Here is a 24533-nt window from a genome sequence, read left to right as displayed (position 1 = left end):
CAGCGGGGACTGCTGTTTCCCGACTGCAACTGGCCTCCCGTCGGCAACCACTAGCTCTACGACTGGAGAACCAGGTAACCGTCCGAATAGGGGAGAGCCTTCGCGCGCGGTAGATGCACCAGGAATTCGCCGATCGCAGGAACCCCGTCCTCTCGCGGCACCTTCGCCTTCATGGGCTGGCCGGCCACGTCGATCTCGAGCACGTGCTGAGGGCCGTGATCCTGGACGCCGCGAAGCCTGGCGGCAAAGGTGTTTGGCCCGGGTTCCGTGACGACCTTGACGTATTCGGGCCGGATTCCCACCTGGACCGCGCCGGTGCTCTCCGGGATGTCCCACGCCACGCCCAGGGTCCGGCCTCCAAGGGTGAACTCCTGGTGCGCCCGGTCCAGGGTGAGGAAGTTCATGGCCGGTGATCCGATGAAGTAGCCGACGTACGTTGATGAGGGTGCCTCGAAGAGCTGCTCCGGAGTGCCCTGCTGCATGGCCTGGCCGTCCTTCATGACCAGCACTTCCTGCGCAATGCTCATGGCCTCGTACTGGTCGTGGGTAACGTAGATCACCGTCGGCTGGAACTGCTCAGTGATCTCACGGATCTTGCGCCTCAGCGAGTGCTTCAGCTGCGGATCGATGACGGTCAGGGGCTCGTCCATCAGCACGGCCGCCACGTCGTCACGGACGAGACCACGGCCGAGCGAGATCAGCTGCTTGTCATCCGCGGTGAGCCGCCGGGCGGGCTGCCCCAGCCGGTCGTCCAGATCCAGCGCCTCGGCCACCTGATGGACCTTGGCATCGATCCTCGCCTTGTCCCACCGGCGGCACTGCAGCGGGAAAGCGAGGTTCTCGTACACCGTCATCGAGTGGTAGATGACAGGGAACTGGAAGACCTGGGCAATGTTCCGCGCCTTCGTCGGCAGAGCCGTGACGTCCACGCCGTCGAACAGGACCTGGCCCTGTGACGGTTTGACCAGCCCGGACAGGATATTCAGCAGCGTTGTCTTGCCGCAGCCCGACGGCCCGACCAATGCGTACGTCTTGCCGGCCTCGAAGGTCAGCCTCAGTGGCTTGAGGGCCCACTGCTTCCCTTCGGCGCCGGGCGTGTAGCTGTGCCCGACGTCGACGATGTCCAACTGCGCCATCTCAACGCCCTCCCACTGAAACAAGATCGTACGAAGGTGTCCGCACGAGCGAGCCCTTCTCGTCGAAGGCGTACAGCCGCTCGGGGCGTAGCCGGAGTTTCACAAGATCACCGAGAGCGACGTCATGGATGCCCTCGATCTGTATGACGAACGGAGTCTTGCCGACAGCCGCGTGAACGAAGGTCTCCGAGCCGGAGATCTCCACGAAGGTGACCTCGCCTTCGACACCGGCGGAGGCCAGGCTGACATCCGTTGCCCGCAGGCCGAACTGGTAGGCGCCGTCGGGCAGGTCGGCGAGATGCGCGGATACGTGTGTGGCCTGGAAGCCGGCCACCGTGACCTGACCGCCCTCGATCCGGCCGGGGAAGATGTTCATGGGCGGGTCGTTGATGATGGATGCCACGGTGGTCGTTGCGGGGCGCTCGAAGACCTCCTGCGGGGGGCCGACCTGGAGGATTCGTCCCTCGTGCATGACCAGCACCACGTCACCGAGCATCATCGCCTCGGCGGGCTCGGTCGTCGTATAGACCACTATCGTGTCGCCCTGGTCCGAGAAGAGGGTCTTGAACTCGTCGCGCAGTTGTTCGCGCAGTTTGTAGTCGAGGTTGGCCAGTGGCTCGTCGAGCAGGAGAATCCGCGTGCCGCGTGCGAGGGCGCGCGCCACGGCGACGCGTTGCTGCTGTCCGCCGGAAAGCTGGGACGGCTTGCGCCGCTCGAAGCCGGTCAGGCCGACAAGCGCCAGGCTTTTGCTGACCCGTCGTTGGATCTCGTCCCGGGACAGCCCCTGCCGCCGGAGTGGGAAGGCCACGTTGCCGAACACGCTGAGATGTGGGTAGTTGATGAACTGCTGGTAGACCATGGCGGTGTCGCGCCGCCAGACCGGTGTTCTCAGGAGGTCGGCTCCGTCCCTGGTCAGGGAGCCGGAGTCCACCTCCTGCAGGCCGGCCAGGGCCCGCAGCAGCGTCGTCTTTCCCGCCATGGTGCGGCCGATGACCGTGTGGAGCCGTCCCGGTTCAAATAGTGCGGTCACATTCTTGAGATGGTCGACGCCATCGACGTTCAGGCACAGATCAGTGGCACTCAGATTCATCGGACTGCTCCCGACAGGTTGCCTTTTGACAGATAGCGCTCCACCCAGATGGCGAGCAGGACCAGCGGCGCCACACCGAACAGGGCAGCCGCGGACAGGGTCCACCAGGGCGGGATGGAGGAGTTGAGGGCGACGACCGCCTGGGGCAGGGTCTGGACCTCGGTGAAGGTCAGCCTGAAGGCGAAGAAGAAGTCGTTCCAGCCGAACACCGCGCAGAACATCGCGGCCACGGTCAGCCCAGGCAGCGAGTTCGGCAGGATCGCCCGCACGAAGGTCTGCAACGGCCCGCACCCGTCGAGCATGGCCATCTCGTCGATCTCGCGCGGGATGCCGTTGAAGAAGTCCACCATCACCCAGACCGCGATCGGCAGCAGCAGGGCGACCGTCACGATGACCAGTCCCGGGATGCTGTCCAGGAGGCCCGCCCACTGCAGCAGGTAGAAGAAGGGGATCACCAGGACGACGGGCGGCATGATCCGTTGTGACACGAAGAAGAAGACGATGTCGCTGTTCTTGATGAAGCCGATCTTGAACCGGTAGCGGGACAACGCGTAGGCGGCCAGGGATCCGAGGACGAGGCTGATGGCCGAGGCGGCGATGGTGACGATGGCGCTGTTGAGGAAGGGCTGGATCACATCGATGCCACCGGCTCCGCCGAATATGTTGTGCCAGCCGGTGGCGGTGGGCTGGTACTGGATCCAGGGAAGATATGTGGCGCCGCCCTGCACTGCGTTGGCGTCCTTGAAGCTGGTCGTCATGGCCCAGAAGAACGGTCCCGCGACGAAGCAGGCCCACAGTGCGATCACGGTGTACTTGAATACGGGGTAAAGGCGTGGCCTCATGAGTGCCCCTTCAGCTTGAGGGCCCTGGTGAGCAAGGCGGCGACAACGGTGAGCGTGACGATCATCAGGACCAGGTAGGTCAGGGACATCGCCCCGCTGTAGCCGGTCTGCTGATCCCGGAGCCCCTGGATGTAGAGGTAGTAGCCCGGAGTCTCCGTGGAGGAGCCCGGTCCGCCGGAGGTCAGCACGTAGACGCTGTCGGAGAGCTTGGAGGCCTCGATCAGCCGGATGATGACCGCCGCTACCGACACCGGCGCCATGAGCGGGAAGGTCACCTTCCAGAACGTGCGCCACACGTCGGCGCCGTCGATCGCGGCGGCCATGAACGGTTCCTTGGGAAGGCTCAGCAGGCCGGCCAGCAGCAGCAGGAACATGAACGGCGTCCACTGCCAGACCTCCACGGTCATCAGCGCGACCAGCGCCGGCCCGGACTCGGTGAGCCAGGCAACCTTGGTCAGGCCCAGCATCCCGAGCAGATCGTTCAGCGGCCCAAGTGACTCGTGGAAGATCATCTGCCAGATGGCGGCCATCACGACGGGAGTGGTCATCATGGGGACGAGGAACAGCACCCGCCAGAACCTGCGGCCGCGTACATCGCGCCAGACGAGCAGGGCCATGCCGAATCCGATGACGTACTGGATCAGGACTGTGCCGCCCGCCAGCAGGATCAGGCGCATGATCGCGGACCAGAAGCGGCTGTCGTGCAGCATCGCGGCGTAGTTGGCCCCTGCGATGAAGTCCATCTGAGGGCTGCTGACGTTCCAGCCGGAGAAGCTGACGCGGATGGTGAACAGAAGAGGGAAGATGATGATCAGTAGGAGTGTGAGCAGTCCTGGGAGCAGGAACATGCTCTTGTGCCGGCGCAGGCCGTACATGGTTCTCCTTGCGGAAAGGGGCGGTCGCCCCCGGGTGGCCGGCCGGGGCCGGGCGGCCACCCGGGGCGTCCTGCGGTCGGGTCAGCGGTAGTCCTCGAGTGCGACCACGTTGCGATAGGCGTCGCGGACCTTGTCCTCACCGATCTGCTTGGTGATCTTGGACCATTCCCGGGCCGCCTCGTCCAGTGCCTGCTGCGGCGCCTTCTGCCCCGCCAGAGCCGCGGCGACGCCGTTGGCCAGCGCGGACATGTACTGGTTGACACCGGGGACACGCAGGTCGAAGACGCGGTTGGTGCTCTTCTCCATGCCGGAGAGCGTCTGCACGTACGACTTCGCGACGTCCTTGTCCCAGCCCTGCTTCTCCCAGAACGCCGCATCGAAGTGGGCGTTGCGGTAGGGATTCACGCCGAAGCGGCCGATGGTCAGATCGAGCGCGGTATTCGCCTCGTTGCTGAAGAAGCACAGATAGTCGAAGGCCATCTTCTGGTGGCCCGAGGCCTTGGACACCGCCGAGGTCCACCCCCAGGTGAAGTAGGGAGCCTGGTTCGGCTTCTTGTCCCACGCCTGTGTGGTGCGGTTGTAGACCTCGGTGGAACCGGGCAGCGCCGCTGCTTCGATCTTGTTGCGTATCCTGCTGTCCGGCTGCTGGGCCTGGATGAACGCGTCGTCCCACGAGTAGGACATCAGCGTCTGACCGCCTCCGAAGGAGAAGATCTCGTCACCCAGACCGAAGTTGGCGCCACCGGGAGCCCAGGTCGACTTGGCCTTCACCATGTCGTCGAGAGCGCGTACGAAGCCTGGGGTGTTGATCAGAGGCTTCATGGTGTCGAGGTCGAAGAAGAGGCCGCCCTTGACGTCCGGGTGCTTCACATACGGTGCGGCACGGCTGATGAATGCTGAGAACGTCAGGTCATCACGCTTGGTCACCTCGGCACTGCCGAAGTTGGGCTTGCCGTCGCCGTCCATGTCCTTGCCGCTGAAGAAGGCGGCGACCTCCTGGTATTCGGCCCACGTCCTGGGCGTGCGCAGATCCTTGCCCGTGGCCGCCTTGTACGCCGCCTGGCGCTTCGGGTCCTTCAGGACGTCCGTGCGGACCTTGAGGTAATGCCGGTCACCGTCCACGGGGTACTGCACGACCTTCCCGTTCCAGGTCGCCACGTCCATATAGGCCTTCGTGACGTCCTTCATGCCCGGGGAGTCCAGATACTCCTTCGGCACCGGGGCCAAGTAAGGGGCCATGTCGCCTATCCACAAGGAGGGGTAGAACATGACGTCGTACGCCGGCTGACTCGCTTGCAGGGGCGTGAGGATCTTCTGGTGCAGCTCCCCGAACGGGACGTTGACCACCTCCACCTTCGCCCCGGTGATCTCCTCGAACTGCTCGGCATGCAGCTGGGTCGGCTCGCCGATGACGGGTATGGCGTGGCTGATGATCTTCAGTGTCTGTCCGGAGTAGTCCTTACGGCTGATCGCCTCGTAGCTGCAGGGCCCCGGGACGTCCTTGACCGTCGTCGTCGGGTAGTTCTTGCTGTACTTCCCGTAGCTGATCTCCGAACCCGGCTTGAACAGCGCCGGCTTGTCAGGCTTGCTCTCCACCGGATCCTGACCGGTGCATCCCGTGGCGGTGAGGGCCACGACGGCAGCGGCGGCGATCATGCCCTTGTACGAGTTGTTGCGCATGGGGCTGCTCCTTCGACTCACGGGATCAAGATCGCTCGGCCGCGGACGGCACCGGCGGACAAGTCGTCGAGGGCGTCGCGGAAGGACGCCAGGGGGTACCGCTGGGTGTGCAGGCTGACCTTGCCCTGGGCCGCCAGGACCATCAGCTGGGAGAGGTCGTTGTAGGACCCCACGAGGTTGCCGATGAAGTTGATCTCGGTGGAGATGACGTCGATCGTGGGAACGTCGAGACGGCCGCCGTAGCCGATGACGTAGTAATGGCCGTTGCGGCGCAGGCAGGCCACGCCGGTCTCGACGGCACCGCCCTCGCCCACGAAGTCCAAAACCGCCTCGGCTCCGTGCCCGCCGGTGAGTTCCAGGACGCGTTCGCTCTCACTCCCGTCCGCGACCAGCGTGTGTTCGGCGCCCAGTTCCTTGGCGAGGGCAAGAGCGTCCGGGCTTCGGTCGATCACGATCATCTCGACCGGCGACAGGGCCCGGAGCACTTGGATGCCGATGTGCCCGAGACCTCCGGCGCCGATCACCACGGCTCGATCGCCCGGTCGCAGGACCCGGGCCGCCTTGGCGACAGCGTGGTACGCCGTCAGCCCGGCATCGGCCAGTGCCGCAACCGACGCCGGCTCAAGGGACGGGTCGAGTGCCACCACTGAGCGGGCGGTGGTCTTCAGGTACTCCGCATAGCCCCCGTCGGTGTCGATGCCCGGGAAGGCCGAGTTCATACAGTGCACGTCGTCGCCTGCTCGGCAGGCACGGCACAGACCGCAGGTCACGAGCGGGTGCAGGATGACCGGGTCGCCGACCTTCACATTGGTGACGGCCTGTCCCACCTCCTGCACCCAGCCGGCATTCTCATGACCGATGGTGTAGGGCAGGACAACCCCGCTCTTGTCGCTCCACTGCCCTTCGAGAATGTGCAGATCGGTGCGGCAGACCCCCGCGCCCCCGACCTTCACGATCACATCCAGCGGACCGGTGATCTGCGGGTCCGGCACATCCACGAGCACTGGCGGCTCGTCGTACTCGATGACCTGCACGGCTTTCATGGCGCTCCCTGCGAATCGGCGGGTGGGGTGCGCCGATTACACAGCCCGCCGCGCGCAGGCCGATGTCTCACAAGCGGTCCGCGGATGTATCAATGTGATACAGGCCATAGGCGCGGCGTCATCGAGCTGTTCCAATCACTCCACCGAGGGATGACGCGTGCGATACGGGAGTGTTAAATGCCCCGACGTCAACCTGGCAGCGCGCTGACAGCAGCCAGAGAGCTTTACCAGGAAGCCACCAAGGATCCGAACGCACGCCCGCTCGTGGTCGCGTCGTGGCAACGCTCGATCGAGTACGAAGTGAAGTCGAGCTGCATCGACGCCCCCTACTTCGAGAACCCCAATCTGGACAGCCCGCTCGCCAGAGCGGCGCTACCGATCGTGAACAGGCTGCACGAGCAGCTTGCCGACGACCCGGTGTCCACGATGGTCACCGACCGGAACGGCGTGGTGCTGTCCCGCATGGTCTCCCACGAAGCTCTGACGACGCGGCTCAACCGAGTGCAACTGGCTCCGGGCCACGTGTTCGCCGAGCGCTACGTGGGCACCAACGGCATCGGGACCGCATTGGCCAGCGGACGCCCTGTCATGATCGCCGGAAGTGAGCATTACGTTGAGGCGCTGCGGGACTTCCATTGCGCGGCCGTGCCGATTCTGCATCCCATCCGGCGCACGACGCTGGGAGCCTTCAACCTGACCACGGTCCGGCAGGGTTCTGCCGGCATGCTCATGGCCTTGGCCCGCTCTGTCGCAAACCAGATCGAAAGTGAGATCGCCGCGATCAGCTCGCGACGGGAGCGGGCTCTGTTCCATGACTACATGGACGCGTGCTCCTCGGTGCGCCCGGGACCCGTCCTGGCCCTCAACCGTGATGTCGTCATGATGAACGAGCAGCTGAGATCGGCCGTGACAGGGCCGGATCACCACGCACTGCTCGACCACGCACGTGAGGTGGCCGACGACCCCCGGTTCCAAGGGACCCGGAGCATCGCCCTCCCCTCCGGACGAGTCGCCGAACTCCGGGTCAGCCGTAGCCGTCGCGACGACAGCGACGCGGGCACGATCTTCCGAGTCCGAGTCATCGGACGTCCCCAGCCCGGACCGGTCGTCGCCTCCGGGCCTACGCGATCGGGCCTGGGCCTGGTGGGCTCCTCGCCGCAATGGCTGAGCGCGGTCGCCGAAACCGAGGCGGCGTTCGTCGCCGGGTCCTGGCTGCATCTCGTGGGCGAAGCCGGGGTCGGCAAGAGGGCGCTGATCGAAGCCATCCACCGAGCCCGCGGTGCCGGGCGTCGACTCGAGAGGACGGAGGCGCCGCTGTCGGAGTCACCGCACGCCGCCGAGCACTGGCTGGGCAACGTCCGCGAGCTGCTGGCCGAGCCGTCGAACGTGGTCGTCCTGCGGGATGTCCACCTTCTGGGCGACCTCCTGCGCCAACAGCTGCGGAGCCTCCTTACGCAGCTCGACGGGACCGCCACCGGGCAACTGATCATGACCAGTCAGCCGTCCATGGTCACGACTGAGGACGAGCTCGACCGTCTGTGCGGCGCCTCGGTGGAGGTGCCGCCCCTCCGCCATCGCTATGGCGACATCGAGCACCTGGTCCGGTTCTTCCTGCTCAAATACCGGCCGAGCGGAGAGACCAGCTGCTCCCCGGATGCGCTTGCGCTGCTGCAGCGCTGCTCCTGGCCGGAGAATGTCCGGCAACTCGAGTCGGTGATCCGTGGACTGGCACGGCGGCCGTCCGTCCGGATCCTGCGAGTGGAGGATCTCCCACCGGAATGTCGGGTGTCCTCGCACAAGGTCCTGACCACCATCGAAGCGCTGGAACGGGATGCCATTCTCCGCGGCCTGATGGACCGCAACTCCAACGTCCAGCGCACCGCGCAGGATCTCGGTATCTCCCGCGCCACCATGTACCGCAAGATGCGCCGTTACGGGATCGTCCCGTCGAGCCTCACCTAGGGCCTGTCGTCTGGATCTTGCCGGGCTCGCGTGCCCTGGCAGCGCGCCTCGCTGCGTTGTCGTCGGTCGGCATGGCTCCGCCATGCCTCCCTCCTCCGCCTTGCGATCCACGACACCAGACCCCGCTCACTGATCCGGCCTGATCCAGACGACAGGCCCTAGGCCTCCCACCGGCTTTCCCCAGTGGCGTACACATCCAGTTGTCGCGCCATCCGGATGGGAACAGACGAATCGTATGCGCGACAGCACCGCTCCATCAGCGGGAGGCTGCCGAGTTCCTCACTCGTCTTTCAGGTGCGCGAGCGTGGTGATCATGCGTTCGGCGATGTCCGGCGGCCACGGGTAGGCAACTGTCACCGACCGCTGGTGGGCGAGCCCGTGCAGGCCCAGCCACAACGCCACCGAGTCGGCGACCAGGTCGGTGCTCGTGGCGCAGCCCGCCGTGACGCAGTCGCTGAGGGTGCCGCTGAGCAGCGTCATGTTGGCATCGCCGAGGGAGGAGATGTCGGTGTCGGTCAGGGTGCTCTTGCTCAGATCGGGCATCCAGAGTCCACCGAACATCGTGCGGTAGCGCCCGGGATGGTCCTCTGCGAATTTCAGGTAGGCCGTGCAGACGGCGAACAGCCGTTTCCGAGGATCGTTGTCGGCGGCGTCCAGGGCGGCGCGCAGTTGCGCTTCCAGCTCGGCGAAGGCCTGCTGCGCGACGGCCAGCATGATGGTCGGCTGGTCGGGGAAGTGGCGGTAGATCGAGGGGGCGGCGATCCCGACGCGGCGGGCGACGGATCGCAGGGTGACGGCGCTTTCGTCGCCGGTCTCTTCGAGTAGTTCGACCGCCGCAGCCACGATGTCGTCGCGCAGGCGGGCGCCCTCCCCCCGACGATTGCGAGCGCGAGCGGGCGGCGGTGCGGTCGTCGCGGTCCTGTCTTTTTCCATCCCGTTATCTTACGCCAAAAACCTTACAGGTGTTTCCTCTTGTCCTCATGAGTTCGCGGGCGTAGCCTTACGACTGTAAGCACACGGCCGGATTTGGAGCCCACCATGAGCAGCAGAGCCCTTGCCACCACCGTCACCGAAGTCCTTCTGCCCGGGAAGGTCGAGCCGAGCGGCCTGCGGGTTCAGACCCGCGACCTCCCGGCCCCGGCTGCGGGAGAGGTCGTTCTCCGGATGGATGCGACCGGCGTGTCCTTCGCCGAGCAGCAGATGCGCCGCGGCAAGTACTACGACCAGCCGCCCTTCCCCTTCGTGCCCGGTTACGACGTGGTCGGCACGGTGACCGCTGTCGGCTCGGATGCGGATGCCGCGATGGTGGGGCGCCGGTTCGCCGCGGTCACCAAGGTGGGCGGCTGGGCCAGTTCTCTGCTGGTCGACGCCGCGGACCTGGTGGCCGTGCCGGACGAGGTGGGCGCTGCCGCCGCGGAGACCATGGTGGTCAACGGGATCACGGCCTGGCAGATGCTGCACCGGACCGCCAAGGTGCGCTCCGGCGCGACGATCGTGGTGCTGGGCGCCAACGGCGGCGTCGGTTCCACGCTCGTGCAGCTGGCCCGGCATGCCGGGATCAGGGTGATCGGCACGGCGTCGGTGCGTCACCATGAGACTGTGCGCGAGCTGGGCGCGATCCCGGTCGACTACCGCGACCCGGACATGTACCAGCGCATCCGCGAGATCGCGCCGGACGGTGTGGACGCGGTGTTCGACCACGTCGGCGGGTCCGGCCTGAAGGAGTCGTGGCGGATGCTGCGCCGGGGCGGGACGCTGGTGTCCTACGGCACCGCGGCCACGAAGAACGAGGACGGCAACTCGCAGTTGCCTGTGCTGAAGTCGTTCGCGCGGCTGGCGATGTGGAATTACCTGCCCAACGGCAAGGGCGCGCACTTCTACAACTTCTGGGCGGGCAGGCGTCGCCTGGCCGTCTTCCGGGACCGGCTGCGCGAGGACCTCACCCAGGTGCTGCGGCTGCTGGCCGACGGTGTGCTCACCCCGCAGATCGCCGCGGAGTTCCCGCTGGCCGATGCCGGTTCGGCGCTGGCGCTGGCCGAGTCGCGCACCGTCGCCGGCAAGGTCGTCATCGTCCCGGGCGTGCCCCAATCGTGAGTGTGGCAGCAGATTGCCCTCGCCCTCGCGGGGGGACCGTCGCGGCGAGGGCCGCCCGCTGCGCGCGAAGATCCTGGCCATCGACGGCGACGTCACCACAGATGATCTGGCCGTTGTCGGCATCGAAGTGATGCGGATCCTCTCCGACGCCCCGGCCGCCGACGCGCTCGCGTTGTGGTCGGCGCTGCTCGGCTTGCCCGCCAACGCGCCGTCGCCGCTGTCTTCCCCTGGCCCGCCGATACCGGCGGGCCGGCGCGCTGATCATCTCCCTTGCCCGCCTCGTCGCCGCTTGAAAGTCGCGCCAAAAACGGCGCCGGGACTCCTCACGCACCGTTGACGCCCGTTAGGTAACGACTGTAAGTTTTGATGTGTAAGGCCATGCTGCAACACGCCCACAACGGAGGTATCCAGCCATGACCATCACCGCTCTCACCGCCCCGATCGCCACCACCGCGACCGACGACACCGCCCGCACCGCCGAGGTCGACAACCGCGCCACCTACGTCAGTTTCGGGCTCGCGTACGTCTTCGGCCACGGCGCCTCGGCCCTGTCCCAGGGCGCCAACCCGCTGGTCAGCATGCCCGGTTGGCTGCCGACGGTCATCCTCGGTATCGGCCTCGCCGCCGGTACCGTCCACGCCACCATCGCCGCCACCCGCGCTCAGCGCGGTGCCAGCACATCCGACGTCCGCTCCGCCAGGCTGCTCGGCCTGTCCTGGCTGAGCGCCTTCGCCGCCCTCTTCCTCGCCATCACCGGCCTCACCGCCACCTTGGACATGCCCGAACTGCAGACCACGCTCTGGCCCACCGGCGCCGGCCTAGTCGTCGGCCTGCTCTACCTCGGCGAAGGCGCCGCGCGCCGCAACGTCCTGCACTACAGCCTCGGCACATGGCTCGCGCTGATCTCCACGGCCGCGCTCTTTCTCAGCACCCCGGGCCTCTTCTGGGTCCTGGCTGTCGCCGGTGGCGGCGGTTATGCGGTCGCAGCCGTCCTCGAGCGCCGCCGCCTCACCGCCGGCAACCACGCGCTCCGCTGATCCACGCGGATTCCGTACGCGGCCTCTGGCATGCCGCCTGCCCGCATTCCTGACCGCACGGACGCGGCGAGCGGCTCAGGTGTGCCGCGGTTCAGAGGGACGTCTGTCCGTCGGCGCGGTAGACGGCATACCCGAAGCCGTCGAGGCGCACCCGCCCGTCGGTGAACGAGGCGCCCCGGCCGATGAGCAGCGCACCTGGGTTGGCGCCGACCTCGGTTTCGGCGGGCTCCGCGCCGGGGTTGACGGCGACGAGGAAGCGTCCGCCTCCGCGCCGGTAGACGAACGGATAGCCGGCGTGGACGACTTCGACGTCGCCGGCCGTGCCCAGCCCCGGGTTGGCCCTGCGCAGGGCGATCAGGTCGCGGACCAGATGGAGCACGGATCCGTGGTCCGCGCGCTGGGCGGCGACGTCGGGGCGGTCCGGGTCGGGATCGGGCGGGAGGTAGGTGATGCCGGGGTCGTCGGCGTCCCACTGGATCGGGGTGCGCGAGCCCGCGCGGTTGTAGTCCGGCCCCACTTGGCTGCCTTCGACGTTGGGCAGGCCGGGGACGTACCGCATGCCGATCTCGTCACCGTTGTAGACGGCGGGAAGCGTGGGCCAGGTCAGCTGGAGGGTGAAGGCGGCGTGCAACTGGTCGCCGGTGCGCGCGCCGCAGGCCAGACGCGGGAAGTCGTGGTTGGAGGTGGGCAGCGAGATGTGTCCGCGGTCCCCGACGGCGTGGGTGGCCTGGCGCCATTCTTCGACGAAGGCGGTGGGAGAGCCCTTCGCGGCCGCGTCGAAGAAGCAGGGACCGACCTCCACCCAGCCGTCCGCCGTGATGCCGCCGTTGTCCCACAGCGAGCGGAAGGCCCTGCCGGTGTAGTGGAGGAAGAAGTCCGCGTGGAAGCCCGCCTCGACGGCCGTTCTCGGATCGCCCCACTCACTGAGCAGGATCGCGTCGGGATGAGCCCTGTCCAGCCAACTCCTCAGTTCCTGCCACAGCTTGACGGTCTCCGCCGTGCCGGGATCGTCCTTGACGAGAGAGGCGGCCATGTCGACCCGGAAGCCGGAGACCCCGGTCGACAGCCAGTGATCCATGATCTCGCGCAGGGCCCGGCGGTTGTGCCGCGGGCCTTCGGCGTCGACGGGCTGCCGCCACGGCTCGTCCGGGTTCTGCCGGGCGTAACCGAAGTTCAGGGCCGGCTGGAAGGCGAAGAAGTTCGGCAGGTAGTAGCCGGGACGGCTGCCGGGCGACGGCTCGAAACGCTCGGCCCGGCGCTCCGCCCAGATGTACCGGTGGTCGTCCGGGGCGTTCGCGGAATGAACGAACCATGCGTGCTGGTCCGAGGTGTGCCCGGCCACCAGGTCAAGGAGGATCCGGATACCCCGGCGACCGGCCGCTGCCACCAGCCCGGCCAGGTCGTCCTTGCTGCCGTAGCGCGGGTCGATCGCGTAGTAGTCGGAGATGTCGTAGCCCGCGTCGCGCATCGGCGAGGCGAAGCACGGATTGATCCACACCGTGTCGATGCCGAGCCAGGCCAGATGATCGAGGTGCGACTCGATGCCGGCGAGATCACCGATCCCGTCGCCGTTGGAGTCCGCGAAGCTCTGCGGATAGATCTGGTAGAGCACGGCATCGGCCAGCCATGCGGGCGGACGGTTCATCTCATCCCTCGCCTTGCCCTCGGTGGAACGTAGTAGCCGTACCCTCATGAGCCGTTCCGCACTCCGGATCGGTCCGCGAGGAACAGCGGCCGGCTTGGCGGCGCTTCGAGACGGTGCAGCGGACGAGGAGCACACGGCGAACGGCCGATCCGGCCCTCTCGCGGCGGCATCGTACGGTGGGCACCGGCATGGTGCAGGAGCCGTACGGATGGACGGGAGCGAGCGGATGGACGGTGACGCCGCCCGGGGGCGGGTGCTGGTCGTGGACGACGATCCGGCCATCCGGCGTTCGCTGGAGCGAGGACTGCGGCTGGCCGGTTTCGCGGTCGCCCTCGCGGACGGCGGACGGCCCGCGCTCGCCCATGTACGTCAGCGTCCTGCCGATGTCGTCGTGCTCGACATCTCCATGCCGGACCTCGACGGGATCCAGGTGTGCCGGACGCTGCGCGACGACGGAAACGACGTGCCCGTGCTGATGCTGTCGGCGCTCGACGAGACGGCGGACCGGATCGCCGGGCTCCAGGCGGGCGGCGACGACTATCTGGTCAAGCCGTTCGCGCTGCAGGAGCTGGTGCTGCGCCTCGAGGCGCTGCTGCGCCGGCGGCCGCCCAAGGCCACCGACGTGGTGCGCATCGGCCCGCTGGTGCTCGATCCGGCGGCCCGTGAGGCACGGCTGGACGGCGAGCAACTGCCGCTGACCCGGCGAGAGTTCGAGCTGCTGGAGGTCCTCGCGCGCAACGCGGGGATCGTGCTCACCAGGGACCAGCTGCTCGACCGGGTCTGGGGGTACGACTTCGAGGTACGCACCGACGCCGTCGACACCTTCGTCAGCTATCTGCGGCGGAAGCTGGAGAGCGGCGGCCGCCCGCGGTGCATCCACACGGTGCGCGGAGTCGGCTTCGTCCTGCGCTGCGACGACTGGGCGGGCGAGATGAAGGGACAGGGCATATGAAACTGTCCACACGGATCGCGCTCGCGGTCGCCGTCACCGTGCCGGTGCTGGTCCTCGCGGCCGGATGGCTGCTGCTCCAACTGGTCGCTCGCGATCTGCACGCCGAGCAGGACGCGCATCTGCGCGAGCGCGCGACGCAAGTGTCCGGCGATGCGCGCCGGCTGCTCCGGGTCACCGCCGCCGACCGGTCGGCGGCCGTCGAGCAGGCACGTGAGCGGCAGTTGTACGCCTCGGCCCTCGACGTCGGCATCCGGCTGACCGGACCAGAGGGAACCGTCTCCGGCGGCCCTCAGCCACGTGCATCCGTACCGCTGCCGGCCAGTGCCCCCAGACCGGTGACCGTCGAGGAGGGCGACAGCAGCTGGCGCGTCATGTCGGTCCGCGTCCGAGGAGCGCGGGTGGGCGTCGACGGCACGCTGTGGCTGTTCTCTCCCGACGCCGCGAGCCAGGCCCAACTGACGCTCGTCCGCAGGCGCGTGGTGACCGTGGCGCTGCTGGCCGCTCCGGTGGCCGGACTGCTCGGCCTGGCCGTCGCCTCCCGGGCCGCCCGGCCGCTGCGTCGGCTGCAACAACGCACCAGCGGACTCGACCCGACGGCCGACTCGGCACGTCTCGACCACGCATCCACCGGGGTCACGGAGGTGGACGACCTCGCACGAACCCTGCAGACCGTGCTCGCCCGCTACGACGAACAGGCCGCCAGAACCGCCGACGCCCTGGCAACCGCACGGTCCTTCGCGGCCGCCGCCGCCCATGAACTGCGCACCCCGCTGATGAGCATGCGGACCAACCTGGACATCCTGACCGAGCACCCGGACCTTGGACCTTCGGACCGTACGGAGGTCCTCGACGACCTCCACAGCGAGCACGGGCGGATGCTCGGCCTGCTGGTGATGCTGCGCGAACTCGGCCGGGGCGACCTCGTGGAGGCCGACGCCTTCGGCCCGGTGGACCTCGCGGAGGTGATCGACGCTGCGGTCGCCGACGCCCGGCGCAGACAGCCCGACGCGGAGATCGGCGTGCCCGAGATGCCGCGCCTGAGCGTGTACGGATGGGAGCCGGGGCTCCGTACCATCGTCGACAACCTCCTGGCCAACGCGCTGATCCATGGACGCAGCGACGACGGGCGGGCCCGAGTCGAAGTCGGACTGCGAGCCGGCGGGCACGCGGCGGAGCCGGTCGCGGTACTGACGGTGGACGACCTGGGACCCGGGATCCCGCACGCACAGCGAGCCACGGTGTTCCAGCGCTTCCGGCGCGGACCGGACAGCCCGGGCTCCGGACTCGGCCTCACTCTGGTCGCACAGCAGGCGGCCCTGCACCGGGGCGGCGTGCAGGTCCAGGACCGGCCGGCGGGCGACGGGCGGTCTGGTGAGGTGCGGTCTGGTGACGGGCGGTCGCCGTCGGGCACACGGTTCGAGGTGCGCATCCCGCTCCGCGGAGCGACACCCCTGCCGGCCGACCGGGACTGGCTGATCGGCACCGCCCGGCACCCACAAGGTTTCCACAAAGTCGGCTCCTAACTTCTGGCTGCGCGCAGGCACATGGGCCGCGCCACGCTCCAGGAGGTACACCGTCATGAGGACCGCCAAGACCGCCGCCCTGGCTCTCACCGCCGCCGTCGGCCTGCTGGCCGCGACCGGCACAGCCTTGGCCGACACCGGGAAGCCGTCGCCGCGCGCGACACCGACCGGCGACGGCGCGCAGGCGCTGTGCAAGCGGGTGCCGAAGATCGAGAAGCGCCTCGACCGCGTACTGGACCGGCTGGGCGGCGACGCGACCCGACCGGGGTCCATCAGCCGCTTGGAGAAGCGCGTCGAGAACGCGAAGAAGGCCGGTCACACCGAGATCCAGACCTACCTCAACGACAAGCTCACCTTCCGCCGCTCACTCGTTCCGACGCTGGAGAAGCGCCAGAAGGACCTCGCCGGCGTGAAGACCTGGTGCAAGGCGAACAACAACGGGAGCGAGAAGTGACGGCCGCCGCACGCCGACGTACGGCCGTCGCGGTGGCGGCCGGTCTTCTCGCTGTTTCCTGCCTCGCAGGCTGCGGCGAGAGCGACGGGCCGAGCACCGGGACGGGAACCGCGACCACGGGTCCGTCCGATCTCGCGGAGATGCAGAAGCTCGTGGATGCGGCCGAATCGGCCGCCGCCGAGGCGGAATCCGCCGCGGCCGACGACGGAAACTGACCCTGTGCGCGTACGTCCGGGACGCCCTCGCGGGCGTCCCGGATCCTCCTCTCGGAGGGACGAGTCACGCCGGCGGGGAGAGGAAGTCCCTCGGAGCCAGCGCCCGGTTGACGATGCGAGTGTCGCCGATCCACCCGTAGAAGCCCTGCCCGAAGCGCTCGTCGAACTGCGTGCCGCCGATGACGAACGGCTTGCCGAGCGTCGCGATGCCGGTCGACGGCTGCGACGGATTACGGGCGATCTTCGAGCCGTCCACGTACATCACCGTCCGGCGGCCGTTGTTGACCACGGCGATGTGCATCCAGCGGCCGACCGGAACGGCGTGGCTCCACGAGGTGGGATCGGCGTCCTGCTTGTGCGGATAGACCACGAACTGCAGAAATCTCTCCGGCGACAGATTGAGGCTGCACGTCGGCTCCAGCGGCGACCAGCCGGTGGTCTTGCCCGCGTCGCCGTTGCGCCCCTCCCAGCTGAGGATGCCCATCCAGTTGTGATCGCCCTCGAACGGCTCCGGCAGCCGGACGAAGGTCTCGATGGTGTAGCCGTACGGGAACTTCTCGCTGTTGAGCGCCGCACGGGCCGCCGTCCTCAGCACCGCACCGCGGTCCGGGCTCTTGCCGCCGTCGAAGCGGAGACTGGCGTGCGCGGGCTGTCCCGGGTGGTGGTCCGCGGACCAGGTGAGCGCCTCGGGTCCGCTGGAGTGCAGCCGGCCGACGGTCAGATCGTTGCCGTTGCCGGTGAGATCGCGTACGACCGCACCGTCCGTCACAGGGGCGCCGGTGGTCCTCCCGGCCTCGTCGAAGCGCCAGTACGCGACGGTGCCGCGCGGCATCACGGCGGAGGCGGGACGCGGCTTCGGCGGTACGACCGGGTCGAAGCCCTTGAACCGTTCGTCGAAGTCGATGCTCAGGCTGAACCGGTCGGTGGGGCCGGTCAGTTCGACGGTCTCGGCCTCCAGCGGTGTCCGCTTCTCCGGGTCGCGGTCCAGGAACCACGGCGAGAAGGTCTCGACGTCGACGACCTTGCGGACCAGGTCGAATCCGTACAGCCGGATCATCCCGGCGCCGCCGTAGTAGCGGTCCTGGTAGTTGGTGATGTGGACGTGGACATCGTTGTCAGCGTCGTTGGTGAGAACGGTGCGCCCCGGCGGCCAGTAGTGGCCGCCCAGCGCGAGGAAGATCTGGTCGTTGCCGCGGATGAGCCCGTCCCACAACCGCTGTCCGTTGCCGGACAGTTGCGCCTTGCCGTCGTCGTCCGACCAGGCGATGTCGTGCGTGGTGAGCACGGCGGGCAGCGTCGGGTGCGCGTCGAGCACTCCCTGCGCCCAGCCCAGCCCCTTGTCCGACACCCGCCAGTCCAGGGCAAGCACCAGCCACTCCCGGCCCGCGGCGCTCAGCACGTGGTAGCTGTTGTAGCCGTCGGGCGAGGCGCCGCGGAAGGTCGGCATGGAGGCGTAGCGCCTGGGCCCGAACGCCTTGAGATAGGCTGAGTCGCCGCGCTGGTCGTCCGTGGACGAACGGATGTCGTGGTTGCCCGCGAGGACGCTGTAGGGCACCTTGCCGTGGATGGTCCGGAAGGTGTCCGCGGCGAGCTCGATCTCTTCCTGGGTGCCGTGTTCGGTGACGTCACCGAGGTGGGTCATGAAGGCGATGTTCGCCTCCGCCCGCTCGGTGGTGAGATGGCGGAACGTCGCACGCAGGGGCTCCGGGTCGGAGCTGTCGGCGTCGAAGAGGTACTGCGTGTCGGGAAGGACGGCCAGCGCGAAGCGCGGGCTGTCGCTGTCGAACCGTCCTCCGTGGGGCGCGGCGGCCTGAGCAGGCGCCGCGTCGAGGGCGGTGGCCACCGCACCGGCGGCCGGTATGGCGACCGCGGCCTGCAACAGGGCGCGTCTGTCGAGCCGGTTCTGCGTTCCTGTCTGCGGTCCTGTCTTCTTTTCTGCGGTACTCATCTGCACTCCAATGACGGGACGCTCGGGTTGTTCGCAGACTGCTGGCCCGCCATGGCTCGGTGATGTCCGGAAGCTGAACGCCGACTTTTGTGTGCGGCAAGAGGCCCATGTGAAGCTTCACAGGCGCTGTTCACGCGCACTGTTCGCGATCACGGAGGCTGAACGACCATGACCGACCGGCGAGTTCTGATCGTCACCGGCGGCGGCACGGGCATCGGCGCGTCCACCGCCCGCCTGCTGCGCGAGACCGGCCACGACGTCGTCGTCTCCGGCCGCAGGCCCGAGCCGCTCCACCGCATTGCGGAGGAGACAGGTGCCCTGGCCCACCCGTCGGACATCGGCGACGCTGACTCCGTCCGCTCGCTCGTGGACGCGGCGGTGGACGCGTACGGCCGGCTGGACGGACTCGTACTCAACGCGGGCACCGGCCGAAGCGGAGCGGTCGGCGACCTGTCCGACGAGGACTGGGAAGCGGTCATGCGCACCAACCTCACGGGCCCCTTCCTGCTGCTCCGCGCCGCACTCCCGCACCTGCTGGAGTCCCGTGGCTCAGTCGTCGCCGTCGCCTCCGTGTCGGCCCTGCGCAACGGACTCGCCAACGCCGCGTACGCGACGTCCAAGGCGGCACTGCTCCAGCTCTGCCGCTCGGTCGCCGTCGACTACGGGCGTCACGGGCTGCGCGCCAACACGGTGTGTCCCGGCTGGGTCCGCACCGAGATGGCCGACCGGCGGATGGCCCGCTTCGCCGATGAGGCGGGCCTCGGAGGTGGTGTCGACGAGGCCTACGAGGAGGCGACCAGACTGTCGCCCGAGGGCCGGCCCGGAGAGCCGAGGGAGGTCGCCGAGGCGATCTGCTGGCTGCTCTCACCGGCGGCGTCGTATGTGAACGGCTCGGTGCTGACGGTGGACGGCGGGGTTTCGGCGCTGGACCCGGGGACGGTGGGGTTCGACTTCCGCGTGGAGCGGCGGGGCGGGCACGAGTAGGCCGGTCACCGCCCTGACGTTTGTCAGGACCGGACACCGGTCCCGGCCGGTTAGTTTCCTCCCGCAGCATCCCGAAAGGCGAAGCAGCGGGGGACATCGGTATGAAGCGCAGGTTCGTCGTCGTGGGTGTGGCACTGGCCGTCATGACGGTCATGGCCGGGTGCACCAGCGGCAACACTCAGGGCAAGCCGGACAACGCTCCTGTGTCGGCAGGCAGGTTGAAGCCGCTGACGGACGCCGAGCAGCTGCGCATCTCGGACGCCCAGCAGCAGCTGATCACCACCTGTATGGCTCGCCAGGGCTTCGCGTACTTCGAGGCCCAGAAGCTGAGCCTGGAGGAAAGCCGCACCCTCGGTTACGTGTCGGACGACATCGCCTGGGCGCGCAAGCACGGTTACGGCAGCCGGATCCGGGCCAAGGAGGACCGGGTGCGCCGTAGCAATCCCAACATCGCCTACCGCAAGTCGCTGCCCGAGGAGCGGCGAAAGGCGTGGGACAGAGCTCTGGACGATGCGCTCGACGCGCCGGTCATGGTGGCCGACGTTCCGGGCGGCGGCACCTACCGCAAGCAGGTGGGCGGCTGCGTGGCGGAGTCCGAGAGGAAGCTGTACGGCGACCCCAAGGCGTGGTTCCAGGCAGAGAAGACCTCCGGCAGCCTCCGGCCGATGTACGTGCCGAAGGTGCTGGCCGACAGGCAGTTCGCCGCGGCGCTGAACGCATGGGCGCAGTGCATGAAGCGGGCGGGCCACCCCTACAAGGACCCGGGTGAGGCCCGTCAGGCAGCGATGACACGCGCCGGGCAGAGCTCCACCGACGAGAGCTTCGCGGCCGAGCGGAAGCTGGCCGTCGCCGATGCCACCTGCGCCCGCGACACCGAGCTCCGCTCGATCGGCAACGAGCGGGAGACCCACTATGTGAACCGGCTGCGCCCCCAGTACGGAGAAGCCCTCGACGCGTACGCACGGATGCAGCACCAGGCTCTGGCCCGCGCGGTCGAACTCGTCGCGCCCCGCACCTGACAGAACCTCTCCCGCACTTCCCGGCCACCCGCCGTGAATCAGTACGCCTCCGACGAGGCAGACAAACAGGAGTGAAGTATGCGCAAGTTGGGCACGATCCTCGCAACTCTGGGACTGACGGCCCTCGGCCTCGCCGTCCCCGTCACATCCGCACAGGCAGCGACGGCTGATGGCAATCTCTGCGCCTCCAAATGGCCCGGGCGGGACGGAAACGTCCGAGCCTGGGAGCACTGGGGCTGCAACGGGGAGCTCCTCGGAGTGACCGGAGGCTCCGACACCAACTGGAGTGACGCTCTGGGCGATTTCCAGTACGGGGATGCCTACAAGGCATCATCGGTCATGAACAGCGGCTTCGCCGGCGCGGGTATCAAGGACGTCGTCGCCTTCTACTTCAACTGGGACTACAAGTGGCAGGACGGGTACGTCTGCCTCGCGCCCGGCGAGAAGTGGGCGGACAACCTCACCGACAACAACTTCACCGCCGGTCAAGGCGTCGTGAACGACCGGATCGGATCCCACACCTGGGTGTACTCCACCGGTTGCGCGGCGGACAGCTGGCTGACCTGACCTGACCTGACCTGTCGCCCGGCACCTGCGGCCCGTCGGCGCTCTGCCGACGGGCCGCACGCGTAGGAACGCGAGTTGAACACGTAATGCACGGGATCAGCTGCCGGGCCGGATCACCGCCGCCACCGTCTCGACGCGGCCGCTGTCGCGGAAGTGCAGGACGAACGGGATGGTGTCGCCCACGCGCCAGCGGCCTTTCGTCCGCACCATCACGTCCACACCGGACGGGGACATCGTCAGCGTGCCGCCCGCGGGGACGTCGGCCGAGTCGATCATGCGCATGAAGCCCGCGCCGTCGTCCGTGTTCACATGACGGCTCAGCATCGCCCGGTCCACGGCCGGAGAGGTCACCGCGGTCAACAGGTCGTCGGAGCCTCCGGTGTTCGTGATGCGGAAGAACGCGGCGGTTTCCGTCCGGCCGCCGTACGGCAGGAAGACGCGCGAGTCGCCGACCTCGATCCTTGGCGGGCTGCCGGCGGCTCCTGAGGCGGTCCAGGTTGTCAGGCCTGCCAGGGTCAGGGAGCAGGCAGCCAGGGGTACGAGTGCGGTGGTGAGAGCGCTGCGTATGCGCGTCGTCATGCCTGAACGCCCTCTCGGACACGGCGAGTTGTCGCCGGGCGCTTGTGGGACGGGTGCCAGGAACGGAGGCGCAGGCTGTTGGCGGTCACGACGAGGCAGCCTGCGTATGTGGTCACGGCAGCGAGCGTCGGGGTGAGCAGGCCCACGGTCGCCGGCGGGAGGGTGACCGCGGTGCAGGCCAGCGACCACGCCAGGTTGAAGCGGATCGTCGACACCGTGCGCCGGTCGAGCCGGATGGCCTCTTCGGCCGCCTCCAGGCTGCCTCGAACGTCGCCGATCACGACGACGCGACGGTTCACTTTCTGGAGCTGCGCCATCAGGCCCACCTTGTCCGTGCAGTCGGCGTGGACTTCGGTGATGCCGAGATCCGAGGCGACTGCGGCGGCGGACGATTCGGGGGCACCCGTCGCCAGGACCGGTGTGATGCCCGAGCGGCGCAGGCGGTCCACCACGCGGTAGCCGCCGGTGTCGGTCGTGTCCAGGACCACCGTGTCGATGTGGCGCACCGCCTCCAGCCCTTGAGGCCGGTGGACCGGGAGGCCGAGCTGTGCACCGCGTTCGGCCGCCGCCCACAGCGCCGTCGTGGCCGCCAGACCGAGCGCGGCCGGGCAGGCGGCCACCAGCACCGAGACACTGGCGGCGACCGCGGGCTGAAGGTCGGCACCGGCGCCCAGCCAGAAGCCGAGGACCGTGACCGCGACCGCAGGCGCGGCGAGGACCGGATAACGAGTCACACTGTCGGCCACATCCTGCGCCCGGGCCAGGAAGCGCCCGGTGAGGACGCACAGCGGCACGACGACCGCCGCGTTCAGGTAGCCCGTGTCGCTTGCGCCGCCGAGGAACAACCCGTACGCCGACCAGCAGAAGGCAGCCGCCACACTCAGCGACACCAGCGTGTCCAGGGTCGCTCCGCGCAGCGCACGGCGGTGGAAAGGCCATGCGCTCCAGACGGCCACCGGCGCTGCCAGGACGAAGCACAGCCACTGCCAGTTGCGGAACTGCACGGCGGGGATCAGGGACAGGACCAGTACGGGGGCGGAGAGCAGCGCCGTGACGATCAGCCGTTCGCGCTCATCGTCCTGACGGTCCGTCGTCGGGCGGACTGTCGTCGGGCGGACTGTCATCGGACGCCGTCCGCATGGGAATGGCCCGGGCTGTCGGTGGCCGGAGCGTTGTCCGTCGAGCGCATGCCCGGTGCCACCGGGCCGAACGCCGAACCCACGACATACGACCCGGCGAACAGCAGCACCAGCAGCGCCACGAACCGCAGCACGGAAGAACGGCCCGCGCTCACGCTGCCGCCTCGAGGGCCTGTGTCCCCTCGCAGACCGGCAGTTCGTCGCGCACCCAGGTCGGCTCCGCCGCCGGACACTCCGCCTCCGTGATCATGTCGATCAGCGTGGCCCGCGCCCGCGCCACCCGCGAGCGCACCGTGCCGATCGGGCAGCCGATGGTCACCGCCGCCTCGGCGTACGGAAGGCCGAGCAACTGGGTGAGGACAAACGCCTCACGGCGTTCGGCCGGTATCGCCGCGAGGAGTTCGGCGAGCGCGATCCCGTCCTCGAAGCCCGGCAGACCGTGCGGCTGCGCCTGCTCGGCCGCGGTCTGCCAGTCGTCCCGGTCGGCGACTCGGGGGCGGGCGGCGGAATAGCGGAGGCTGTCGACGACGGTGCGCCGTGCGATGGAGAGCAGCCAGGTCCGCGCCGATGAGCGGCCTTCGAAACGGTGCAGGCTGCCCAGCGCGCGCAGAAACGTGTCCTGGGCGAGGTCGTCGGCCGATTGCGGATCGGCGCTGAGATGGGCCACATAGCGCCACACGTCGCGGTGCAAGGCGCGTACGAAGTGCTCCACGGCCTCGGCGTTGCCGTCGCGTGCGGCGAGTGCGAGACGGGTGACTGATTCGTCGGCGGAATCCGTGTGCCGCCAACGCGGCGCCGGACAGGAAGAAAGGGACATGGAAAGGGCAGGGGTAAGGACAGCAGTCATCGCCTGAATTCCTTTGAGGGGAAGCCGGATTCCGGCCGGAGGTCAGCCCGGCCGGTGAGAGAGGTACGGCCCCGCTGACGTGCGGGGACGATGCCCGAGGCGCGCGTGAGGCACCGAACGGCGGCGCGCGGTCGGGGAGCAGCTGTCAGACGACAGCGATCCCGGCGGGCGGTCCTCTTGAGACGATGGCGTGGACGAGCAGAAGCTGCCGCAGCGTGCGAGCGCGGCGGTCCGGGCGTACGCGGACGCGCGGACGGTCAAGTGGCCGCGGCAGGCGGAGAATCAGCCGCAGCGGAGCGGCGAACCAGCCGGCGAGCGCGCGTCCGATGCGGTACGCGGCCTGCTCGCCGTATGCGAGCCACAGGCCGCACAGCAGCGCGGAGAGCAGGTGGGCGGCAAGCATTCCGGACGGCGACATACCGTCCATGTCCCCGGCCATGCCACCACTGCCGGTCATGGCACCACTGCCGGCCATGCCACCCATGTCGCCGCTGTCCATGTGGTGGAGGTGTCCCGGAGGCACGACGGCAACAGCGGGCCCGGCGTCGGACGGTGACGCGGATCCCGTCGCACCGCACAGCAGGTATCCCACCCACTGCCGCATGAATGACGCACCGTCGGAGACCGCCGGGTCGACCGCGGCCTGCGCGAATGAGAATCCCGAGTGCATCGCCGCCTGAGCGGCGACGGCCGCCGACGTGACCATCAGCAGCCCGCGCTCGCGGTGTGCGAGCAGCCACGCCGCCGCGGCGGTCGGGGCGAAGGCGGCGGTCACGACCCACCAGGGCACCGTGGCACCGGACATGAAGGCGTGGCCGGCGGTTGCGAGCAGCACACAGGCGGCCGCGAACACCGCAGCCCGTAACGCGCGACAGCACCCGCTCCCAGTCATGGCGGGCTCA

At 68.6% G+C, this 24533-nt stretch carries 24 protein-coding genes and 1 pseudogene; 11 read left to right on the top strand and 14 right to left on the bottom strand.

From position 1 onward, the window contains the following. Positions 1–56: 56 nt before the first annotated feature. The 6 genes from ACH4YL_RS19475 to ACH4YL_RS19450 form a co-directional block, all read right to left on the bottom strand. Positions 57–1136 carry an ABC transporter ATP-binding protein gene (locus tag ACH4YL_RS19475; RefSeq protein WP_398508602.1) on the bottom strand — a complete coding sequence of 360 codons (1080 nt, stop codon included), beginning with the start codon at positions 1134–1136 and terminating at the stop codon, positions 57–59. A 1-nt stretch (position 1137) separates the two neighbouring features. After that, positions 1138–2226 carry an ABC transporter ATP-binding protein gene (locus ACH4YL_RS19470; protein WP_398508601.1) on the bottom strand — a complete coding sequence of 363 codons (1089 nt, stop codon included), beginning with the start codon at positions 2224–2226 and terminating at the stop codon, positions 1138–1140. Then, positions 2223–3068, bottom strand: a complete 846-nt coding sequence (locus tag ACH4YL_RS19465; protein WP_398508600.1) for a carbohydrate ABC transporter permease — start codon at positions 3066–3068, stop codon at positions 2223–2225. Before ACH4YL_RS19465 ends, ACH4YL_RS19470 begins: the two co-directional genes overlap by 4 nt. After that, positions 3065–3943: a carbohydrate ABC transporter permease gene (locus ACH4YL_RS19460; RefSeq protein ID WP_398508599.1), complete on the bottom strand. Its 879-nt coding sequence runs from the start codon at positions 3941–3943 to the stop codon at positions 3065–3067. The genes ACH4YL_RS19465 and ACH4YL_RS19460 overlap by 4 nt, the downstream gene beginning before the upstream one ends. Before the next feature lie 81 nt (positions 3944–4024). Then, entirely contained in the window at positions 4025–5623 is a 1599-nt protein-coding gene (locus ACH4YL_RS19455) for an extracellular solute-binding protein (RefSeq protein ID WP_398508598.1), read from the bottom strand. Between the two features lie 17 nt (positions 5624–5640). Further along, the gene (locus ACH4YL_RS19450) at positions 5641–6666 is read right to left on the bottom strand and encodes an NAD(P)-dependent alcohol dehydrogenase (protein WP_398508597.1); all 1026 of its coding nucleotides are present in this window, start codon (positions 6664–6666) and stop codon (positions 5641–5643) included. Between the two features lie 177 nt (positions 6667–6843). Between ACH4YL_RS19450 and ACH4YL_RS19445 the strand changes: the two genes are divergently transcribed. Next, on the top strand, positions 6844–8628 hold the full coding sequence (locus tag ACH4YL_RS19445) for a sigma-54-dependent Fis family transcriptional regulator (RefSeq protein WP_398508596.1): 1785 nt from the start codon (positions 6844–6846) through the stop codon (positions 8626–8628). A gap of 279 nt (positions 8629–8907) precedes the next feature. On the opposite strand, the gene ACH4YL_RS19440 is transcribed toward ACH4YL_RS19445, so the two are convergent. Beyond that, entirely contained in the window at positions 8908–9561 is a 654-nt protein-coding gene (locus ACH4YL_RS19440) for a TetR/AcrR family transcriptional regulator (protein ID WP_398508595.1), read from the bottom strand. Between the two features lie 105 nt (positions 9562–9666). On the opposite strand from ACH4YL_RS19440, the gene ACH4YL_RS19435 reads away from it, so the two are divergent. The 3 genes from ACH4YL_RS19435 to ACH4YL_RS19425 all read left to right on the top strand — a co-directional run bounded on the left by ACH4YL_RS19435 (position 9667) and on the right by ACH4YL_RS19425 (position 11759). Next, a complete protein-coding gene (locus ACH4YL_RS19435; protein WP_398508594.1) occupies positions 9667–10722 on the top strand; it encodes a medium chain dehydrogenase/reductase family protein in 1056 nt (351 codons plus the stop codon). 13 nt (positions 10723–10735) lie between these two features. After that, complete coding sequence (locus ACH4YL_RS19430; protein WP_398508593.1) at positions 10736–11059, top strand: hypothetical protein; 324 nt, start codon at positions 10736–10738, stop codon at positions 11057–11059. Positions 11060–11135: 76 nt separating this feature from the next. Continuing rightward, the gene (locus ACH4YL_RS19425) at positions 11136–11759 is read left to right on the top strand and encodes an ABC transporter permease (protein WP_398508592.1); all 624 of its coding nucleotides are present in this window, start codon (positions 11136–11138) and stop codon (positions 11757–11759) included. Between the two features lie 91 nt (positions 11760–11850). Here ACH4YL_RS19425 and ACH4YL_RS19420 read toward each other — a convergent pair whose 3' ends face one another. Then, positions 11851–13404, bottom strand: a complete 1554-nt coding sequence (locus ACH4YL_RS19420; protein ID WP_398508591.1) for an alpha-amylase family glycosyl hydrolase — start codon at positions 13402–13404, stop codon at positions 11851–11853. 208 nt (positions 13405–13612) lie between these two features. Between ACH4YL_RS19420 and ACH4YL_RS19415 the strand changes: the two genes are divergently transcribed. Genes ACH4YL_RS19415 through ACH4YL_RS19400 form a run of 4 tightly spaced genes read left to right on the top strand, consistent with a single transcriptional unit; the run spans position 13613 to position 16548 of the window. Then, positions 13613–14356, top strand: a complete 744-nt coding sequence (locus ACH4YL_RS19415) for a response regulator transcription factor (protein WP_398508590.1) — start codon at positions 13613–13615, stop codon at positions 14354–14356. Continuing rightward, complete coding sequence (locus ACH4YL_RS19410; RefSeq protein WP_398508589.1) at positions 14353–15879, top strand: sensor histidine kinase; 1527 nt, start codon at positions 14353–14355, stop codon at positions 15877–15879. Before ACH4YL_RS19415 ends, ACH4YL_RS19410 begins: the two co-directional genes overlap by 4 nt. A gap of 55 nt (positions 15880–15934) precedes the next feature. Continuing rightward, entirely contained in the window at positions 15935–16333 is a 399-nt protein-coding gene (locus ACH4YL_RS19405) for a hypothetical protein (RefSeq protein WP_398508588.1), read from the top strand. Next, positions 16330–16548, top strand: coding sequence for a hypothetical protein (locus ACH4YL_RS19400; RefSeq protein ID WP_398508587.1), 219 nt, complete (start codon positions 16330–16332; stop codon positions 16546–16548). Before ACH4YL_RS19405 ends, ACH4YL_RS19400 begins: the two co-directional genes overlap by 4 nt. Positions 16549–16612: 64 nt before the next feature. Here the strand turns inward: ACH4YL_RS19400 and ACH4YL_RS19395 are convergent, their stop codons facing one another. Beyond that, complete coding sequence (locus ACH4YL_RS19395) at positions 16613–18496, bottom strand: LamG-like jellyroll fold domain-containing protein (protein ID WP_398508586.1); 1884 nt, start codon at positions 18494–18496, stop codon at positions 16613–16615. Positions 18497–18664: 168 nt separating this feature from the next. Between ACH4YL_RS19395 and ACH4YL_RS19390 the strand changes: the two genes are divergently transcribed. From ACH4YL_RS19390 to ACH4YL_RS19380, 3 genes are all read left to right on the top strand, one after another. After that, entirely contained in the window at positions 18665–19480 is an 816-nt protein-coding gene (locus ACH4YL_RS19390; protein ID WP_398508585.1) for an SDR family NAD(P)-dependent oxidoreductase, read from the top strand. Positions 19481–19581: 101 nt separating this feature from the next. Next, positions 19582–20499 (top strand): hypothetical protein, encoded by a 918-nt coding sequence (locus ACH4YL_RS19385; protein WP_398508584.1) that lies wholly within the window; start codon positions 19582–19584, stop codon positions 20497–20499. A gap of 78 nt (positions 20500–20577) precedes the next feature. Then, the gene (locus ACH4YL_RS19380; RefSeq protein ID WP_398508583.1) at positions 20578–21066 is read left to right on the top strand and encodes a hypothetical protein; all 489 of its coding nucleotides are present in this window, start codon (positions 20578–20580) and stop codon (positions 21064–21066) included. Positions 21067–21162: 96 nt separating this feature from the next. Here the strand turns inward: ACH4YL_RS19380 and ACH4YL_RS19375 are convergent, their stop codons facing one another. From ACH4YL_RS19375 to ACH4YL_RS19355, 5 genes and pseudogenes are all read right to left on the bottom strand, one after another. After that, positions 21163–21645, bottom strand: coding sequence for a copper chaperone PCu(A)C (locus tag ACH4YL_RS19375; RefSeq protein ID WP_398508582.1), 483 nt, complete (start codon positions 21643–21645; stop codon positions 21163–21165). Positions 21646–22109: 464 nt separating this feature from the next. Continuing rightward, positions 22110–22820, bottom strand: a pseudogene (locus ACH4YL_RS19370) (hypothetical protein); the annotation flags it as partial. Next, positions 22766–22939, bottom strand: coding sequence for a hypothetical protein (locus tag ACH4YL_RS19365; RefSeq protein WP_398508581.1), 174 nt, complete (start codon positions 22937–22939; stop codon positions 22766–22768). The gene ACH4YL_RS19365 and the pseudogene ACH4YL_RS19370, both read right to left, overlap by 55 nt. After that, complete coding sequence (locus ACH4YL_RS19360; protein WP_398508752.1) at positions 22936–23601, bottom strand: sigma-70 family RNA polymerase sigma factor; 666 nt, start codon at positions 23599–23601, stop codon at positions 22936–22938. Before ACH4YL_RS19360 ends, ACH4YL_RS19365 begins: the two co-directional genes overlap by 4 nt. Before the next feature lie 175 nt (positions 23602–23776). After that, on the bottom strand, positions 23777–24523 hold the full coding sequence (locus ACH4YL_RS19355) for a hypothetical protein (protein ID WP_398508580.1): 747 nt from the start codon (positions 24521–24523) through the stop codon (positions 23777–23779). Positions 24524–24533 lie beyond the last annotated feature (10 nt).

Source organism: Streptomyces sp. NPDC020681 (assembly GCF_044334895.1).
Taxonomy (GTDB): domain Bacteria; phylum Actinomycetota; class Actinomycetes; order Streptomycetales; family Streptomycetaceae; genus Streptomyces.
The sequence above is the reverse complement of the archived record's forward strand: the minus strand, read 5'-3'. Positions and strand labels throughout refer to the sequence as shown.

Excerpts from the sequence above, each read along its gene's own strand:
- ACH4YL_RS19445 (WP_398508596.1), top strand. The coding sequence starts at position 6,844 with ATGCCCCGACGTCAACCTGGCAGCGCGCTGACAGCAGCCAGAGAGCTT.
- ACH4YL_RS19355 (WP_398508580.1), bottom strand. The coding sequence starts at position 24,523 with ATGACTGGGAGCGGGTGCTGTCGCGCGTTACGGGCTGCGGTGTTCGCG.
- ACH4YL_RS19415 (WP_398508590.1), top strand. The coding sequence starts at position 13,613 with ATGGACGGGAGCGAGCGGATGGACGGTGACGCCGCCCGGGGGCGGGTG.
- ACH4YL_RS19385 (WP_398508584.1), top strand. The coding sequence starts at position 19,582 with ATGAAGCGCAGGTTCGTCGTCGTGGGTGTGGCACTGGCCGTCATGACG.
- ACH4YL_RS19390 (WP_398508585.1), top strand. The coding sequence starts at position 18,665 with ATGACCGACCGGCGAGTTCTGATCGTCACCGGCGGCGGCACGGGCATC.
- ACH4YL_RS19470 (WP_398508601.1), bottom strand. The coding sequence starts at position 2,226 with ATGAATCTGAGTGCCACTGATCTGTGCCTGAACGTCGATGGCGTCGAC.
- ACH4YL_RS19395 (WP_398508586.1), bottom strand. The coding sequence starts at position 18,496 with ATGAGTACCGCAGAAAAGAAGACAGGACCGCAGACAGGAACGCAGAAC.
- ACH4YL_RS19380 (WP_398508583.1), top strand. The coding sequence starts at position 20,578 with ATGCGCAAGTTGGGCACGATCCTCGCAACTCTGGGACTGACGGCCCTC.
- ACH4YL_RS19440 (WP_398508595.1), bottom strand. The coding sequence starts at position 9,561 with ATGGAAAAAGACAGGACCGCGACGACCGCACCGCCGCCCGCTCGCGCT.
- ACH4YL_RS19455 (WP_398508598.1), bottom strand. The coding sequence starts at position 5,623 with ATGCGCAACAACTCGTACAAGGGCATGATCGCCGCCGCTGCCGTCGTG.
- ACH4YL_RS19410 (WP_398508589.1), top strand. The coding sequence starts at position 14,353 with ATGAAACTGTCCACACGGATCGCGCTCGCGGTCGCCGTCACCGTGCCG.
- ACH4YL_RS19460 (WP_398508599.1), bottom strand. The coding sequence starts at position 3,943 with ATGTACGGCCTGCGCCGGCACAAGAGCATGTTCCTGCTCCCAGGACTG.
- ACH4YL_RS19375 (WP_398508582.1), bottom strand. The coding sequence starts at position 21,645 with ATGACGACGCGCATACGCAGCGCTCTCACCACCGCACTCGTACCCCTG.
- ACH4YL_RS19435 (WP_398508594.1), top strand. The coding sequence starts at position 9,667 with ATGAGCAGCAGAGCCCTTGCCACCACCGTCACCGAAGTCCTTCTGCCC.
- ACH4YL_RS19405 (WP_398508588.1), top strand. The coding sequence starts at position 15,935 with ATGAGGACCGCCAAGACCGCCGCCCTGGCTCTCACCGCCGCCGTCGGC.
- ACH4YL_RS19475 (WP_398508602.1), bottom strand. The coding sequence starts at position 1,136 with ATGGCGCAGTTGGACATCGTCGACGTCGGGCACAGCTACACGCCCGGC.
- ACH4YL_RS19420 (WP_398508591.1), bottom strand. The coding sequence starts at position 13,404 with ATGAACCGTCCGCCCGCATGGCTGGCCGATGCCGTGCTCTACCAGATC.
- ACH4YL_RS19465 (WP_398508600.1), bottom strand. The coding sequence starts at position 3,068 with ATGAGGCCACGCCTTTACCCCGTATTCAAGTACACCGTGATCGCACTG.
- ACH4YL_RS19360 (WP_398508752.1), bottom strand. The coding sequence starts at position 23,601 with ATGTCCCTTTCTTCCTGTCCGGCGCCGCGTTGGCGGCACACGGATTCC.
- ACH4YL_RS19450 (WP_398508597.1), bottom strand. The coding sequence starts at position 6,666 with ATGAAAGCCGTGCAGGTCATCGAGTACGACGAGCCGCCAGTGCTCGTG.
- ACH4YL_RS19425 (WP_398508592.1), top strand. The coding sequence starts at position 11,136 with ATGACCATCACCGCTCTCACCGCCCCGATCGCCACCACCGCGACCGAC.